The 17,906-nt window shown below is 45.1% G+C and carries 15 protein-coding genes; 7 read left to right on the forward strand and 8 right to left on the reverse strand.

Annotated elements, in window-relative coordinates; genetic code table 11:
- Window positions 1-87: 87 nt before the first annotated feature.
- Complete coding sequence (locus tag AC5JP1_RS06490; RefSeq protein WP_319049934.1) at window positions 88-690, forward strand: LysE/ArgO family amino acid transporter; 603 nt, start codon at window positions 88-90, stop codon at window positions 688-690.
- Window positions 691-868: 178 nt separating this feature from the next.
- On the opposite strand, the gene AC5JP1_RS06495 is transcribed toward AC5JP1_RS06490, so the two are convergent.
- The 3 genes from AC5JP1_RS06495 to AC5JP1_RS06505 all read right to left on the reverse strand — a co-directional run bounded on the left by AC5JP1_RS06495 (window position 869) and on the right by AC5JP1_RS06505 (window position 3,811).
- Entirely contained in the window at window positions 869-1,510 is a 642-nt protein-coding gene (locus AC5JP1_RS06495; RefSeq protein WP_319049933.1) for a MarC family protein, read from the reverse strand.
- A 232-nt stretch (window positions 1,511-1,742) separates the two neighbouring features.
- On the reverse strand, window positions 1,743-2,603 hold the full coding sequence (nadC, locus tag AC5JP1_RS06500) for a carboxylating nicotinate-nucleotide diphosphorylase (protein WP_493843569.1): 861 nt from the start codon (window positions 2,601-2,603) through the stop codon (window positions 1,743-1,745).
- A gap of 176 nt (window positions 2,604-2,779) precedes the next feature.
- Complete coding sequence (locus AC5JP1_RS06505) at window positions 2,780-3,811, reverse strand: NUDIX hydrolase (RefSeq protein ID WP_493843570.1); 1,032 nt, start codon at window positions 3,809-3,811, stop codon at window positions 2,780-2,782.
- A gap of 346 nt (window positions 3,812-4,157) precedes the next feature.
- On the opposite strand from AC5JP1_RS06505, the gene nadA reads away from it, so the two are divergent.
- From nadA to AC5JP1_RS06520, 3 genes are all read left to right on the forward strand, one after another.
- Window positions 4,158-5,297, forward strand: a complete 1,140-nt coding sequence (nadA, locus tag AC5JP1_RS06510) for a quinolinate synthase NadA (protein WP_493843571.1) — start codon at window positions 4,158-4,160, stop codon at window positions 5,295-5,297.
- 1 nt (window position 5,298) lies between these two features.
- Window positions 5,299-7,341, forward strand: a complete 2,043-nt coding sequence (gene nadB, locus AC5JP1_RS06515) for an L-aspartate oxidase (RefSeq protein WP_493843572.1) — start codon at window positions 5,299-5,301, stop codon at window positions 7,339-7,341.
- Between the two features lie 135 nt (window positions 7,342-7,476).
- Complete coding sequence (locus AC5JP1_RS06520) at window positions 7,477-8,394, forward strand: LysO family transporter (protein ID WP_493843573.1); 918 nt, start codon at window positions 7,477-7,479, stop codon at window positions 8,392-8,394.
- Between the two features lie 21 nt (window positions 8,395-8,415).
- On the opposite strand, the gene AC5JP1_RS06525 is transcribed toward AC5JP1_RS06520, so the two are convergent.
- The 3 genes from AC5JP1_RS06525 to AC5JP1_RS06535 form a co-directional block, all read right to left on the reverse strand.
- Window positions 8,416-9,063, reverse strand: coding sequence for an OmpA family protein (locus tag AC5JP1_RS06525; RefSeq protein WP_493843574.1), 648 nt, complete (start codon window positions 9,061-9,063; stop codon window positions 8,416-8,418).
- Between the two features lie 26 nt (window positions 9,064-9,089).
- A complete protein-coding gene (locus tag AC5JP1_RS06530; protein WP_493843575.1) occupies window positions 9,090-10,349 on the reverse strand; it encodes an FAD-dependent monooxygenase in 1,260 nt (419 codons plus the stop codon).
- A gap of 166 nt (window positions 10,350-10,515) precedes the next feature.
- Complete coding sequence (locus AC5JP1_RS06535) at window positions 10,516-11,823, reverse strand: UbiH/UbiF/VisC/COQ6 family ubiquinone biosynthesis hydroxylase (protein WP_493843576.1); 1,308 nt, start codon at window positions 11,821-11,823, stop codon at window positions 10,516-10,518.
- A 714-nt stretch (window positions 11,824-12,537) separates the two neighbouring features.
- Between AC5JP1_RS06535 and AC5JP1_RS06540 the strand changes: the two genes are divergently transcribed.
- Complete coding sequence (locus AC5JP1_RS06540; protein WP_493844445.1) at window positions 12,538-13,623, forward strand: PhoH family protein; 1,086 nt, start codon at window positions 12,538-12,540, stop codon at window positions 13,621-13,623.
- A gap of 331 nt (window positions 13,624-13,954) precedes the next feature.
- The gene (ybeY, locus tag AC5JP1_RS06545; protein WP_493843577.1) at window positions 13,955-14,584 is read left to right on the forward strand and encodes an rRNA maturation RNase YbeY; all 630 of its coding nucleotides are present in this window, start codon (window positions 13,955-13,957) and stop codon (window positions 14,582-14,584) included.
- A 34-nt stretch (window positions 14,585-14,618) separates the two neighbouring features.
- Here the strand turns inward: ybeY and AC5JP1_RS06550 are convergent, their stop codons facing one another.
- Window positions 14,619-15,494, reverse strand: coding sequence for a mechanosensitive ion channel family protein (locus AC5JP1_RS06550; protein WP_493843578.1), 876 nt, complete (start codon window positions 15,492-15,494; stop codon window positions 14,619-14,621).
- A gap of 164 nt (window positions 15,495-15,658) precedes the next feature.
- The gene (locus AC5JP1_RS06555) at window positions 15,659-16,546 is read right to left on the reverse strand and encodes an energy transducer TonB (RefSeq protein ID WP_493843579.1); all 888 of its coding nucleotides are present in this window, start codon (window positions 16,544-16,546) and stop codon (window positions 15,659-15,661) included.
- A 514-nt stretch (window positions 16,547-17,060) separates the two neighbouring features.
- Here AC5JP1_RS06555 and AC5JP1_RS06560 point away from each other — a divergent pair.
- On the forward strand, window positions 17,061-17,840 hold the full coding sequence (locus AC5JP1_RS06560; protein WP_493843580.1) for a hypothetical protein: 780 nt from the start codon (window positions 17,061-17,063) through the stop codon (window positions 17,838-17,840).
- Window positions 17,841-17,906: the final 66 nt, after the last annotated feature.

A 17,906-nucleotide genomic window follows, 5' to 3' on the forward strand; every position in this document is an offset into this window, starting at 1 on the left:
ACAGGTTTTTGCTCACCTGCCAGTACGCAAAGTGTCAACATTCTTACTCTCTGCACCGATGCTCTAAACGCTAAGCACCTTATTATTATGAATGCTCCCGATTATATTTCTGGCTTTTTACTCGGCCTATCACTTATCTTGGCAATTGGCTCTCAAAATGCGTTTGTACTCAAGCAAGGCATTAAACGTGAACATATCTTTTTTATCTGCCTGTTCTGCGCCATTAGTGATGCGCTACTGATCTCAGCAGGCGTCGCTGGGTTTGGTGCGGTAACGGCTCGCTATCCACATGCTGTCGATATAGCCAGACTGGCAGGCGCGCTATTTTTGCTCGTTTACGGCTTACAGAGCTTATATGCCAGTGTTAAACGATCGCATGCAATGACAGTCGATGGTCAAGTGGTGACCAGCTTAAAAAAAGCACTACTTTTATGCTTTGGTTTCACTTGGCTAAATCCCCATGTCTACTTAGATACATTGGTGCTCGTTGGGATGGTTTCAACAGGTGCAAGTAGCAAGATGACTTTTGCCGCAGGGGCGGTTAGTGCGTCGTTCTTTTTCTTCTTTGCACTTGGTTATGGCGCACGTTTGCTGAGACCTCTATTTGCGAAGCCAAAAGCGTGGAATATACTCGATGCGTTGGTAGGACTGCTGATGCTGTATTTGGCTTGGCATTTATACCAGAGCTAAAGACAGGCTAGCCATTAGATATAGAGTGTTAGATTAAGAGGTCGTTATTTGTATCTGGCACGGCCTCTTAATTTAATTATTGGGGTTTTTTGTGGTTAAGATTTTAGATACTAGAATTATGGTTGCTAGAGTTGTAGTTGCTAGAAACATAATTTCTATCAGAGATAAAATCGATAGCCTACATTAAAGCAGGAAACAAGGTACGCAGGCCATTAACGATAATTTCGATAGAAACAGCCGCCAGTAGCATGCCCATGATTCGGCTCATAATATTTAGACCGGTATCACCCAACAAGCGGCTGATACGACCTGCTGCCATCAGTGCCAAATAGCAAAACAAACTGATAAACAGACCCGCGATCAATATGGCAGACACCTGCAACACGCCTGAGACTTGTGAAGAGTAAATAATAACCGTAGAGATACCACCAGGCCCGATCATCATTGGAATGGCGAGAGGTACCACGGCAGCTGCCATAGAAACAGGCGCATCTTTCACATGATCCACATCGAAGTTTTCTTGATCAGGCTTTACAGGGTTACCCTCTCCGTTCATCATATTTAGGGCAATCAAAAACACCAATATGCCGCCCGCCAATTGGAACGAGCCGATAGAAATACCAAGGGTTTTTAGTAAGGTCTCACCTGCAAGCGTAAAAAAGCTGATGGTGATAAAAATGGTCAAACAAGCAACACGCGCAACTTTGCGGCGGTTGTTCATCGAATAGCCACGAGTCAAATCCAAAAATAACGTCAATGCGCTAAATGGATTGATCAACACCATAAAAGCTAGGATTATCTTGATAATTTCAGTATTCACTGAGCGCTCGCTTGTCTATTGATACCACTTGTGCAAAAAGATAAGGCCATCGTGCGAGTGCAACGATGACCAATAGGCAGATATAAACGGCATTGTAACATAGGCAGATAAGCGAATTAAATCATTAACTTTGCTCGATTACACGCTTGCTTTATGTTATTAAACAGCTTGTATCTACAGAGCGATATCACTAGTAGACAATCTATCTCCTACAATTCGCTAAGCGTTTATATTATGCGCTAAAATCCAAACCAATATCCAAAGCCGTAGTACTGTGTGTCAGATAACCCATCGCAATAAAGTCTACGCCTGTACTTGCGGCTGCCTCTACAGTCTCAGGCGTAATACCACCCGATGCTTCAGTCTTTGCACGTCCTTGACACATATCCACTGCTTGCGATAGCGTTTCAGGCGACATATTGTCTAGTAGCACCAAGCTCACACCGGCATCTAACGCCTGCTCTAACTGCTCTAATGTGTCTACTTCAACTTCAATGGGAATCAGATGCCCAGCAAAGTCTTGTGCCTGTTGAATGGCAGTTTTGATATCGCCTGCAATAGCGATATGATTGTCCTTGATTAAAATAGCATCATCCAACCCTAGGCGATGATTGCGTCCACCGCCGCAGCGCACGGCGTACTTTTGGACGATACGTAGACCTGGAATGGTCTTGCGTGTACAAGTAATCTGCGCCGGATATTGTGCCACGCTATCGACAATCTGACGGGTCGCTGTTGCAATACCACTAAGGTGCGTCATAAAGTTCAATGCCGTACGCTCAGCGGTGAGCAAATGACGCGCATTACCGCGTACCGTTGCTAGTACAGTACCAGCGGCGACGGTTTCGCCATCATGGACGTGTGCCACAAACTCAATCTGCATATCGACTGCTGCAAATGACAAGCGAGCCAAATCCATACCACATATCACCCCTGCCTGCCGCGCTTTGATCTGTAGCTTCGCTTTCATATCAGCTGGAATAGTCGCTTGTGACGTGACATCGCCGCGTCTCCCTAGATCCTCAGTCAAAGCATCTTTGACCAATGGCGTGAGCAATACTTCATCTAATGCTGGTTCTTTTTCAATTGTCATTTTTGACCCTCATATAGCCATAATAGTAATGGAAACTGCTAAGCATTTAAACTCAAAATGAGCATAAATATAACGCAAAGCTGATCAACTGGCAAGGATATGTGACAAACTTATCGGTTCATCAAAAATTTTCAGAGTGAAATTGAACACCTTTTAAATTGAGCGTATGCTCTAAGCTATTTACGCTTGGGAAGTTTACTATCCATCAATAAACTCTGTAGTTCGATATCGTGGCGGAAGCAATATAGTTTGGCAGGGCGACCACGCTGAGCGCTACTGCTCTCCCCAGTCTCCATCACTAAGTTCTGTGAATCTAGCAGTCGACGGAAATTTTGCTTATGCAAACGCATACCTGATAAAGCCTCAACGCTCTGCTGTAATTGCGATAAGGTAAATACATCTGGCATTAAACCAAAAATAAGTGGTCGGTATTCAATCTTAGCACGCAGTCTGGAGATTGCAGTGGCGATGACACGGCGATGATCATAGTACATGGGCACACCGATACGCTTTGACCAATCCTCTGGCAGCACAACTGCTTGATAATTGGGTGGGTAATTGGGTGCTTCGGGTATTAGACCTACCTCGTAGAGCATCTCGTAACGTAGCAGCACATGCTCTGCAATCCACTCTCGCTGCTCATGAGCGTCATCATTTACTGCTTTGATATTCGTCAACTCACCATCTGCCAAAAACGACTCGCTTAGTCCCCAGCATAGTCCAATACGCTGACGTCTACGCTCTCGAACATTTGAGTCTTCAGCGGTATTTGCCCATTCCAAAAGCACAGGCACAATAAAATCCATGATGATACTTGGTATACCGTCTAGGTGATTCTCCCACGGGAAATAATCATACCAGTCTCGCCATAACGCTTGGCTTTGCAGCTCTTGCGTCTGTGTCTCTTGTACCAGACCTAAATAGCTGACATAGACAAGTGCATGGCCGTCGATATTACGTCTATTGGTATCGACAAAGGTATATAGCTGCTCTAAATACCCAAGCGGCTGCTGTGTCTGCTCTTCCACCCACTGACGTACGCCTGCCTGTAATGAGCGGTGTAGCGGCATAAGAGGGCCGTTTGGCAATAGCTTGCCTTGATCAACGGTCAGGACTCGAGCGATATGATCAGTAATAGCAACCAACACGGCGACAACTTCTGTTGTGCCGCTACCCTGCTGATGCGCATGTGAATAAGACAACGTCATAATGTTTAGGACTACCTTCTTTTTGAACTGTGGCGAACAGACTACCAATAATAAGAACCTCTTATGCCTCAGTATAACGCGGATCCAGAATATTATAGCGTGAAACTGACACTATCATATACCGCCGTTGTAAACATATCGCATCAATACCGTTTGGCAAAAATTATCAAAAATACATGAGTTAGGAGCGCTTAGTCAGCTGATGTATATCCGTCCGTATACAAAAAACACTTGTAATTATGCTCAAAATGAGCATAATTAAGTTAATTCAATCATTTTTAATCATGAATTATCTGAATTTTTGACACATACATTTATCATTATCGTACCAATAGAGGTCGCCATTATGAAAATTTATCCTTACGACGCACCCATTATGAGTACCGACAACCGTATCGCTACTCAAATGAATATCGACTATGCCAAGGCAAAAATGCTAGCTGACTTGCCGCGTTCTGAGCGCATCGTGATTGAAGAGAACATCAAAAAACTATTAAAGGAACATAACGCCGTACTGGTAGCGCATTATTATGTTGATCCTTTTATCCAAGACTTGGCGCTCGCAACAGGCGGCTGTGTTGGTGACTCGCTCGAGATGGCGCGTTTTGGTCAGGCCCATAGTGCCCAAACGCTCGTGGTCGCTGGAGTGCGCTTTATGGGCGAATCGGCAAAGATATTAAGTATGGAAAAAACGGTACTTATGCCAGATCTAGAGGCGGAATGCTCGCTAGATTTGGGCTGTCCTGCTGATGAGTTTTCGGCATTTTGTGACGCGCATCCTGAGCGTACGGTCGTTGTCTATGCCAATACCAGTGCCGCGGTGAAAGCAAGAGCTGACTGGGTAGTAACCTCCTCTGTCGGTATCGAAATTATCCGCCATCTGCATGCGCAAGGTGAGCCCATCATTTGGGGACCTGACCGGCATTTGGGCAAATACATCGCTCGTGAGACGGGTGCAGATATGTTGCTGTGGCAAGGTTCTTGCCTTGTACACAATGAATTTAAAGCTACCGAGCTTGAGCAATTAAAAGCAGAGCATCCAGAGGCCAAAGTACTGGTACATCCTGAGTCACCTGATAGCGTGGTTGCACTCGCTGATGTGGTAGGCTCGACCAGTAAGTTGTTAAAGTCAACTTACGAGATGGACGCTGATACCTTTATCGTTGCCACTGACTTAGGCATATTGCATGAAATGCAAAAACGCTCACCAAACAAACGCTTTTTGGCAGCGCCTACTGCTGGTGAGAGCGCCAGCTGTAAGAGCTGTGCGTTTTGTCCTTGGATGGCGATGAATGGTCTAAAAGGTATCGAGCAATGCTTAACAAATAACAGCGGTGAGGTGTTGATGACACCTGAGCTGGCAGTTGCCGCCAAAAAACCTTTGCAGCGTATGCTTGATTTTGCTGAAGCACAAAAACAAAACGTCGCTGCCAGTGGCGATATTGTCAAAGACCGTACACTGTTCGCTAATGTTGGAGCAGCATAATATGAATAAGCAGCACTCAGCCAACCATGCCAGCACTATTAAACCTGATAATAATGGGAGTAACAGTAATATGAACACGATTATAAAAACTGACGTCCTTGTTATTGGTGCTGGATTGGCAGGTTTGAGCACTGCACTATCCCTACCTACATCACTGCATGTTACCGTTTTGAGTAAAGCAGCACTTGAGGTTTGCTCAAGTCACTATGCCCAAGGTGGTATTGCCGCTAGCTTAGACAAAGATGACTCTGTCAGTGACCATATCGCCGATACCCTAGTGGCTGGTGCAGGACTATGCACGACTGACAATACTGCCAGCATTTTGGGTGCTGGACAGCAGGCGGTTCAGTGGCTATGCGCGCAAGGCGTGCCTTTTACTCAGAACTCATCTAAAGCCTTAGATCATACAAGCGTACAGGACTTCTCTCAGTTACAGACCAGCGAGTTGCATTTAACAAAAGAAGGCGGGCATGGCTGTAGACGCGTCGCCCATGCAGATGATGCGACTGGCAGGCATGTGATGGACACCTTGATCCTAAAAGCACAGTCTGCGCCTAATATTACTATATTGCCTTATCACGAGGCTTTAGAGTTACTCACATCGCCTATAGCTGATACTCAATACCTCGGTGGCTATGGTGCCAAACATTGCCAAGGCGCACTTGTATTCGATCATAAACAGGCGCGTCAACTTACCTTTCAAAGTCGTACAGTCGTACTAGCCAGCGGCGGATTAGGTCAACTGTTTAAGCGAGCAAGCGCACCCAATGTCTGTGTCGGCGATGGCGTGATGATGGCGTGGCAAGCGGGCTGCCGTTTGGCGAATTTGGAGTTCATCCAGTTTCATCCAACTGGATTAGCCCTGGGTGACAGTAGCTTTTTGATATCTGAGGCGCTACGAGGCGAAGGTGGACGACTATACTGTCCACAAACAGGCGTGCGTTTTATGCTGGATATAGACGCACGGGCGGAGTTAGCACCGCGAGACATCGTTGCTCGCGCGATAGCCACGCAGATTGATAGCAATGGACTTGGTTATGTACATCTTGATGTCAGTCACTTGCCCGCAGACTTCGTAAAAGCGCATTTCCCGCAGATCTATAAGACCCTGCTGGCACATGGTATCGATATGACTACCGACCCTATCCCAGTTGCGCCAACGGCACATTATAGCTGTGGCGGTGTGGTGACTGATGCCGATGGGTTAACGGATTTGCCAGGACTTTATGCGGCTGGTGAGGTGGCTTATACAGGACTGCATGGTGCCAACCGTTTGGCAAGCAACTCCCTACTAGAGTGTGTGGTGGTTGGCCGTAATATCGCAGCCAACCTACCGCATTATCTAGAGCGTTTAGACAACTTGCAGAACCTAGAAGACTTAAGAAAAATGGCTGCGTTCGATCGCGCATCATGTGATGAGTTAACACAATCATACCTTAGTGCATGGGCAGCGCCAGTACTTACCGATACGCAGTCTGTGATGCTGCCGGCATCTGTATCATCAGCATATCACTATGAGCTTACCCATGAATCGCTCACCCCTGATATTGACACTGACATTGACATTGACACTGATATTGCAACCATAACCGCAGCATTAAAAACGCTGATGACTGCTAATATGGGTATCACTCGCAGCGCCGAGCAATTAGAGCAAGCGATGCAACAAATACAAAACTGGCAACATTGGCGTACAAAATCAAAGCTAAGCCAGCTTGGCGCAAATAACGCAAACAGCCCTACTACTGCCAATGCGTTGTTATACTTTCAATTAGAAAGACAACTCACATTAGCAACCTTAATTATCCAGTCTGCCTATCAGCGCTTTGAGAGTCGCGGTGGTCATTACAGACAGGACTATCCAAACCTAGCGACTACTCCTCTTACTAGCGTTGTGGAACCACAACATGATCCAGCTTATGATCAATTCAGTTATTTTGCGGGATCCAAGCAGCCTCTCAAAAGCGATACCAGCCTGCCAGAGCATTGCTTGCCTAAACACTGTCTGCCTGAAAAGAGTCACATGCTAGTAGAAATCGATTAAGACAGTCTAAACGACCATACTGAAAGGTATGGTCAATATGATTTTAGGGATGTATTTTCAGCATTATTTCGGTGTTATGGTACAATCGCAAGCTTGTCAAAAACACCCTGTTAAAAATGCTGCGAGTTCCCTACAATGCAAAGCTTGATTACCCTCGTTTTGGTATTGATGCCAATGTTTATTGGCTTTGCCATTCCTGCCAACCCAACTCTGACCAGACTTGCCGATATGGGCTTGTCTTATTTGGTCTATCTCATCTTGGCACTGATCGGTATTGAGCTGTCGCAGGTAGAAGGCTTAGGCAGTCAAGTTGGCGAAATTGCGCTATATGTTACTGTTCTATCAATACTCACAATTGGTACGGGGCTGTTCGCACTGATGGTGTTTGACCATGTACGACCGTGGCAGGCCAAAAAACCAAGCGTCAAATCCAAAGAACATCGTGTCAGTATTCGGGGCAGCCTATTACAGGTCGTCTGCGTGGTGATTGGGATGGTGATTGGCTTTTTCTTACCTGCTGATTATATGCCGCCTGAAAACTCTATGACGGTCATGCTGATGATTCTGATTTTGCTCGTAGGCATCGGTCTCAAAGGCTCAGGCATTACTTTAAAAGAAGTCATGCTCAATAAGCGCGGTGTTGAGATGAGCATTATCTTTACGCTATCGGTGTTAGTTGGTGGGCTTGTGTTTGCCTTACTATTCACAGATGTGTCGTGGACGAAAGGCTTGGCAATGGCATCAGGGTTTGGTTGGTATTCGCTATCAGCAATCGTGATGACCGATGCTTATGGTGCGGTGTGGGGCAGTGTCGCGCTATTTAATGATTTGGTACGTGAGTTTTTTGCCTTATTATTTATTCCTGTATTTATGCGCAAATACCCTTCTGCTGCGGTAGGTCTCGGCGGTGCAACCAGCTTAGACTTTACCTTGCCTATTATTCAGCAGTCAGGTGGTCTAAAGGTTGTACCACTGGCGATCAGTTTTGGCTTCTTGATTAATATTATCTCGCCCGTACTGATGGTATTTTTTTCGGCGCTTGGGTCGGTATAGCTTTTGATAACTGACTATGATTTAAAACTCAATACATATATCTGATTTTGAGTCATTTTGATTATGATAAACCACTCCATCTTCGGGCTCTGTCGCTAGTCCATAAACTCGACGATTCATGGATTTTCCCTCTGTGGTGTCAGCTGATGAAATAGGCGCTCTGATACCACAGTCAAAAGTACTCAAACGACTAGGCTCGATGTCGTGTTTTAAAATGAGGTAGTTTTTGACTATCATAGCTCTATTTTTGGGTAAAGCACTTAATACCTGTCCCATTTCATCTTCCGAAATATGAGCTTCAATTTTCATAGTAGCGGTATCGTACTTATTCATCTGCTCTGCTACTCTATCAAGCTTGGCTTGATACTTTGGCAACAACTCACTACTGTCTTTATCAAAAAATGCGCGATACTCCATTTTTAGACCTACTCCAATACCTGCAATAGGACAACCTGCTTCATCTATTATCACCTTCCAAGGTGTAGCAGGACATTCATCTATATCATCAAGTACGCCATCCCCATCTGAATCCGGAGTATTTGGTACTAACGTAATAGGCGGCTCTTCAATACTTTGATTGAGCGCCGTGCTTTTTAACGGCGTCTGACAACCTGTCAGTATCAATACACTTATCAAACCCGTTGCTAATGTCGGTAATTTAATACTCATGCTTTATTCATCCCTAAGCCAAAACCCTAAACCCCACTCGCCTGCTTCGCAAACAAGCGCATCAGTGGCTTGATTTTGCCGACGCGGTACATGCCTTCATTACGGATTTGCTGCACGGGACGCGCTTGGGCAAGCGACCCTGCAAACAACCAGTTGAGTGCAGAGAAGCTGTGCATCATCAGGCTGTTATGCGGACGGCGCGAACGCTCATAATGACGCAGTGTTTGATTGCTGCCCCACAGCGTGCCGCCACTACGGGTAAAGTCATGCATCAACTGCTCACACAACACTTTTACATCAAGCATACCGAGGTTCAGTCCTTGACCTGCCAGCGGATGTACGCCATGAGCCGCATCGCCGATGAGTACTAAGTTATCAGCGACGTAGCTTTTTGCTTGCTGTGCTGCTAAAGGAAAACTAGCAATGGACTCAATCTGATGGATAGCGCCCAGCTCGTAATGGCTCGCAACCGCAAGTTTGTCCGCGATAAAGCGATCCTCTTCTTCTATCAATGCCAATGCCTGATTGCGCGGCAAGGTCCAGACGATTGACTGCCAATGTTGCGGGTTTGCTTTATCAGTCTCAGTGATATCCGCTAACGGCAATAGCGCTAGCGTGCCAGTCGGCAACATAGCTTGACGAGCAGTCGCTTGATGCGGCTTTTCGGTCTGAATCGCACAGCAAATCGCCGTTTGATTATAATCAAGCGTATCGACCCCAATCCCTGCTTGCTTGCGGACAAATGAGCCGCGACCATCAGCACCGACCAATAGACGCGCATCAATCGTTGTCTCATCATCTAGCGTCACACGGTAACCTTGCTGAGCACCTAGCCAGTCCATATTGACTACTTTGTGCCCAGCGATAACCGTCAGATACTCGCTGACATCCTCTTCATGCAATCGCTGCCATAAGGCGTGCTCAATGACGGCAGGCTCAACCATACTACCGAGTATCTCAGGCGCAGCGTTTTGATCACGACTGTCGCCAAACAATAACTCGCCCATGCCGTTCAACTGCCAGACCTGCATCTGTGAGTAATCCGCTTTGCGCTGAGATGCGGCAATGTGTTGCCACGCGCCAACCTCCGTGAGCAAGTTAATACTCGCCAGACTGAGCGCATAGACACGCGCGTCACGTTTGCTCAGCACCGCTTGCCACGCTGACTCGTCACGGGCAGGACAGGCATCAACCAATGTCACTGGCATTTTACCTTGTGCCAGCTTTAGCGCGAGCGTCGCGCCAACGATACCGCTACCGATAATCAGCGTACGATTGTTTTTCATAAAGTGTTTCTCAATATTGCTCAATATTAGAATGCTTATTATCAATCTCAATTACATATAGTTGATTCAGTTTAAAAGAGAGACAAGGCAACCGAGTGCAGATGTATAGGCAATACTTCAAGCGAGGTTAACGCTGTCACTCTTTTAAAGAGGATTAACTATAGCGCTATGACTTTAGACCCATCGCGTAGGTTGCCACCAATGGCTTAATATTTGGTAATTTATCAAAGGCTAATAGCGCCATATTACGCGCCAGCTTAATGGCTGGATTGGGATGGGTAAAGCCATGTACCACGGCATCACAAAAACGAATCACCCGCTTTTGATCGGTTTGACGTGCTTTCTCATAACGCTTTAATAATTGTGAATTACCGATATCGTCGCCTTTGAGCACTTGTGAGCTCATCATTTGCGCCAATACATGGGCGTCGCGCATACACAAATTGAACCCTTGACCCGCGACAGGATGCAAAGTATGAGCGGCATTACCCATGATAACGCAACGACCCTCGACCTGCTTGTCTGCCAATACACGTGACAGTGGATACGCGCCGCGGCGACCAGCAGCGACAAACGTGCCCGCGCGCTGCCCAAATGCTTGCTGTAACGTCTGCAAGAAATGCGCATCGTCTTCTAAATATTTGGTTTCTTCGCCTGTTGGACAGACCCAAACCACAGATCGTCTATAGCCGTGTTGATAGTCATCATTGCCTGAGCCCTCTGGATCCGTCAATGGCAGCACAGCTAATGGACCCGCTGGGCTAAAACGCTCAATTGCTACATGCTCGTGCGGCTTATCGGTCTCTACCACGCCAACGATAGCCGTTTGCTGATAGTCATAGGTCGTGGTGCCAATATTCAATAGTGGACGTACCGTAGAATCGCGTCCATCACAAGCGACCAACACGCTGGCTTGTAGCTGTCGCTCGTGTTCCGCATTGCTTTCATCACTAAAACTTAGCGTTACACCGTCCGCTTGTTGGGTCACTGCATTGACACTGGCATTATCAATCAAGGTCACGAGTGGTGACTGCTGCGCGGCTAATAAGAGCTTGCGCCCGAGCCACGCGTTCTCAATCACTTGTCCAAAAGACTCGACTTTTTCTTCGGCTTTATTAAGCTGTGCGCGTCCAAAACTGCCTTGCTCACTAATCTGCACGCTATCAATACGGCACGCATGGCTTTGCAGGTCATCCCACAGTCCGATCTCTTGATAGATCTGTACTGTGCGCCGCGACAGCGCTGTATTGCGACTGTCCAGATAGTGACTGCGTGTACGGTCATCGGTTGGACTGATGGTTGGATAACGGTTTTTTTCCAATAAGGTGCTAGCGATACCGTGATTCGCTAATAGCAAGGCAAAGGACAAGCCCACGTGACCGCCACCAACGATAAGTACTTGCTGATCGGTGATTGCCTTTTTATTGTTAGAGTCATATTTGGAATTAGATAAATGTGAATCAGTCTCTTGCATCGTAGTTATTCCTATTATAATTTTTGAGCATGCCTGCGGTCAGTTCTTGATATCCACAGCGATTGATAGCCGCTTTGTACTCGATTGCCACTGCCTTTAATTTGTAGCCTTTATCATCTGACTATACTCTTTAGCTTAGCTGCTTTAGTTTCAGCTCAGTTACTTTGGCTTCATTGCTATCGTTTTATCTCAATGGTAAAGCGCTGAGATATCGTTCATAGATTACCACAAATTCCTTATCATGCTGCGAGCTAAACCGTAGACAAATCGTATATCTACTCTACTCAAGGACAAGGTCTATAACTACAAAACAAGGTCAGTAGAATACAAAAAACTCAGGTCAACCTATATTTTGATTTGACCTAAAAACAGTCGATAAAGGTCGCCTGTACTGATATTGCAATCTACATACAAAAACGACGTTATCTATCCAATATATGGCTTGAATTTTGAAAATTCTCTACCATAATGAAGACAAGACTTTTATTTATTATTTTTCACAATACCAATAACAAAATGACCGTTACCCTTATTATCTAAAAACCCTTTTTCATTTAGAAACTACTTATCATTTGAAACACTTATCATTTAAAACACTTATGATTTAAAACATAGTAACGCTACTAACTATTTTATCTCTGAAGTCCATGACGCATGCAATACTAGACTATAGCGTCGGGCACACAATACAAGGATAATCGCTTGACTGATACCATGAGCCGCCGTATAAAGTTTGAATTTCTAACGCCAGCACAGCTAAAAACCGTGTTAGGTGAATACAACAACCACATGAAATATATTCAAGAACGCCTCGATATCAAAATCATGCAGCGCCAAGGTGATTTCTGCCTGAGTGGCGATGTGACCGCTGTTGAGCGCGGTGAACGTATCATCTACAAGATGGTAGATGAGGCTCAAAATACCAAAGATATCAGCGCAGAAGAGCTACACTTAATGATCCAATCGAGTATCTCACGCGATGAAGATATGGACAATGAGGAAGATGACGATATCGAAGATGAAGACGACTTAGATGAAGCCAGTGAGTTTACGCCTATTAGCTTGCGCACACGTAAAGGTCGTATCATTCCGCGCGGTGGCAACCAGCAGCGCTATGTAAAAAATGTCTTGAGCTCTGATGTCTCGTTCGGTATCGGACCTGCTGGTACTGGTAAGACCTATCTTGCGGTCGCTTGCGCGGTAGATATGATTGAGCGCAACGAGATTGAGCGTATCTTACTCGTACGCCCAGCCGTAGAAGCAGGCGAAAAATTGGGCTTCTTGCCAGGGGATCTAACGCAAAAGATTGATCCATACTTGCGTCCATTATATGACGCGCTTTATGAGATGATAGGGTTTGAGAAAGTCGGTAAAATGATCGAGCGTCAAATTATCGAGATCGCACCGCTTGCTTATATGCGTGGTCGTACGCTCAACAACTCATTTGTCATTTTGGATGAAGCACAGAACACCACACCTGAGCAAATGAAAATGTTTTTGACGCGTTTAGGCTTTGGCTCACGTGCGGTAATTACTGGTGATATCACTCAGGTCGATTTGCCCCGCGGTCATAAGTCAGGTCTCGCACAGGCAATGGATATCTTAAAAGATATCGAAGAGATTCATATCACTAAGTTTGACTCAAAAGACGTGGTACGCCATCAGTTGGTACAACAAATCGTTGAAGCTTATGATGTGTTCGATGAAGAGCAAATGGCTCTAGAAGAGAAGCGTAAGTTTGAACGTATCAAGGAGCAAGAGCGTAGACAAGCTGTGGCTAACGCTGCTGCTAAACTATAAAGATATTTTCAAAAGCTTGGTTCTAACAAAGACCGGATTACTCAGGGTAGTCCGGTTTTTTCTTACTAGGCGCTATTTAGTTTTACGTGGGTTTAAGTTCAGGCTTAGCCTACGTTCAATGTAGTCTCGCTTTTTAATCACTGCCTGCCCATAACTTAGTGATAGTCGCCTTCATGACGTAGTTGATAATCAGCTAATTATACGAGTGGAGCATCAACTAGCGAACCTCTCTAGTAATAGTGCTATTTTGGATGCCACTATATTTAAAAGATTAACTAAAATATAGTGCAGCTGTTTATATGCGACCATCTACAATAAAAAGGATAATGATATGAGCCAATCTAACAATACTAATATTGATGGTGCCAATGTTGATAATACTGATACTGATAGTAATGCTATGAGTCATGATGCGGAACTCGCAGCACTTGATATCAATGCAGCCGATAGCATTAGTGATGAGGTATTAGATGCGTTTTATAATCGTGCTCATCTACTGTATGTGATAAAAGCAACTTTAGATTATATCGATAAACGTGTCGATGAAGGCCTGACCCTACCCTATTTTGCAGATATAGATACCGAGCTGTGGCAAGAGAAATCTAAAGCATTGGACTTATATATTACTGATGAGATTGAGGGACGCGCTCTGAACTTAGAAGCTCGCGGCAAAGACTATCCAACTAATATTTTGTCTTATCCAAGTGAGTTACCTACTGCGATCATCGGTCTTATGCCAACGTTACCACTTGGTGAGCTTATTATCTGTCATGAAGTGATGGTACGTGAGGCGCAAGAACAAGACAAAACCCTAGCACAGCACATTAGCCATCTACTGGTACACGGTATGCTGCATTTACTAGGGTTTGATCATGAGCTTGGACAAGCTGAGCAAGATGAGATGGAGCGCTTTGAAATTGAGATTTTGGCAGGTCTTAACCTACCAAATCCGTATATCTAACACAGCTATTTTTATCAATTAGTCTTTAGTCCAGTTAGTCTTTAGATAGTGGTAGTTTTTGTGCTTGACCCATTTGATTGATCATATGATCCAGACCTTTAACATGGACGCTACGCTGCGGGAATGGGATCTCAATTTTCTCATCATCTAGTGCGTGCTTGAATTGCTCAAGCAATTGGCACTGCATCGACCACCAGTCATCGTTGGTGGTCCAGACGTTCAGTGTCAAATCAACTGAGTTATCGCCTAGATTGGTCACTCGTACGATAGGCTCAGGGTCGGTAAAAGACAATGGATTATTTCTGGCTAGGCTCAGCATCAGATCTTTGGCTGTTTTGATATCTGCATCATAGCCAATCCCAACTGTAATATCGACACGGCGATTGGGCAACGCAGTATAATTGACTACTGGCGATGTTGTGATGTCACTGTTCGGGATAATGATATCGTGATTGTTGATCGTCGTTAGATGGGTGTTGACCAAGTTAATCTCTGTCACTGTACCTGTATAGCTACTGATCTGCACATAGTCACCGCGCACAAACGGACGAAAAGTCACAATCATAATCCCAGCAGCAAAGTTTGACAGCTGATCCTTTAGTGACAGACCAACGGCAACTGCAGCACCACCCAAAATAGCAACGACCGATGTGGTTTGCACACCTACCTTACTGAGAGCAGCCAATGCTACCACGACCAACAAAACACCGTATAACAAACGACTCAAAAAGCTGGCAACCGTAACATCTAAATGGCTACGAGTCATCAAACGATCTGCAAAAGCGACAGCCTTCTTGGCAAGCCAGCGCCCGACGATGAATATTAATATGGCTAGTGCTACCTTGATGACTAGCTCTAATGCATTGCTGGTGAGCGCTGCAACATCTACTGTAAAACCTAAAAATTCCATACTGACTCTTTATTCTATAGCGGTGTATTATAAATTTGGGTACTAGTTACTTACCATTATCTTGTTTGCAATGGCTATCGCCAAACAATGATTTTCGCCAAAATAGTATGACGCATTCATTGCTACTCTATGTTCGCTTATCGTGTTACTTACTTTCTCTGGCGTTAGTACGTGACGTCCACTGTATCACTATAACGATAAGTACGTATCAGGCGCAGCTCAACGATATCACGCATATCTTTGGTAAATGGTCCAAAGGGTGCTGCTTGCCTGACTGATTGCTTGGCTGCTTCATCCAGTATCGTTGAGTTTGAGCTTTCAAGCAGACGAATGGCCTTAATATTGCCGTTATTACTGATGATAACCATCAGCCGCACTTCACCTGTGATACCTTGCACCCGCGCTTGCACAGGATAATGCAAGTTACCGACGCGCTCGACGTGTTCACGAAAAGTATTGATATAATCTGCTGCTGCTCCGCGCGTGGTCGAATTACTATCCATCGTTACCACTTTGGACTTTGTCGCATAGACTTGCTGGCGCTGAGACAACTGTGCTTCCAAGGTCGCGATTTGCTTACGCAGACGCTCTTCTTGTGCCATTAGATCGTCTTGTGCTTGTTTACTGTCATTGTCTGACTCTACGCTCGCCTGCCGCCAACTCAACGTGGTGCGCAGATAGCTCTCTTGATAGCGCTGCTGTCGTACTTGACGCTGTAAGTTGATGACGTCTTGCGTCTCGCTCATTTGCTCAGCAGACAGTGGACTTATTTGGTCATTCTCTTGTCTGAGCTGCTCCTCTACTGTCCCGCCCCCTGCTTGTGAGGCGTTGGCAATAAATTGAGCCTCCTCATTTGGTTGCATATTATCGGTCAATGCCTTTGCGACATCTTGCATCATTGCTGCAGGGTCCTTACCCATTGAAAAGCTGATACCAAAAATAATCAACACGTGTATGGCGACCGCAATAACGACTGCCACAGGTAAGCTCACATCGCGCTTTGGAGGCTGAGCTGAAAAATGGTAGCTTTGTGAGTCTTTGATATAGGCCACAGTAGGTCTCTGCTTATGGATGCCGTGTATCAGTAACCGCACTTTTCAATAGCTACGATATAAGCACTGTAACGACAGGCACGATATATGTTGGCGCTATCATAACATGACATAGAATTATGTCGCTAGCTTAACCATCAACGGTATTGCTTTAACCTTATCACTTAATACTTGCGTCACTCGATACTGTGTCATTGAATACCGTTCTCACTGAACACTTTCAGTTCGAGCAATAAGTCATATTAATCTTAGTAAGAATCACATTCTCAAAATCATAATAAAACAGATATAAGGCTTGTGATATCAAATGAATTGTCATAAAACGCATGTGTCCATTTTGAAGCCACTGTATTTGTTATATACTGTTTTAGCACTGTGACACTGAGCACCCTATTATTCGGTGCAAAATCATTGTCTACTGGTATCTGATACAAGGTTTTCGTTTATACCTGATACCAGTACGCTGTGTACCACCTATCGAATGATAAGCCCTATAATTGTAAGGATAATAAGTTTGAGTGACTTTGATAACGTGAACAATTCAGACAATTTTGACGAGTTCTTTGAGAATATCGGCTATCGTTTTGACGAGTCACTCGGCAACGGTTGGGATCGCATTGCCCAGTCGGTTCGAGACATCTATAACCGAACCACGGAAAAGCTTGAAGACGAGATATCCTTACCCATCGCACAAACCTACGTCAACGATGCGCTACAAAGCTTTGTGACGGACAATGTAAAGGCAATATTAGAGCTACGTGTTGAGCTGCACGATGATTGGTTTCGCCTTTACTGTACGGTCGATGCAGGCGGTATATATGCTGAGATCGCCAGTAATTTTAGCTTGATCCATGTACAGCTTGATCGCAACGTCCAGCGCTTTGTATTTGGTCAACAAACCTATACCGACATACTAAATCTACGTTGTGAGTCTTTTATCAAACGCCAAGGCGTCAAGCTTGCTATCTGGTTTTATCATAGCGTCCTCAAAAAAGACCCGCTAGGCTTTATCCTCTCTTATGTCAATATCGCACGACCAAAAGACGAGGTCATTTACCTCGATATCAATCGCTGGCTAAAAAACAACAAAAAGATCATGGGCGCTTTGTACAAGGTGCAGGTAAATTACGGTAAGCTCGAAGAAGATCAGATGGTTTTGAAGGCTCAAGTCAACTATCGTGACCTGCTAGCCTCAACAAACAACGAAGATATTATAGGCGATGATGACGAGCCTCAAATCATGCAAGGCCCGATCAATCCTATCGACGATGCGACGGAACCTAGCCAAGAATAGTAGGCTAAAGATAAAATCTAAATTCATAAAAAAACGCTGTATCTAAGGGCTAACAACCTTGAAGAT

Source organism: Psychrobacter sp. H29 (assembly GCF_059073055.1).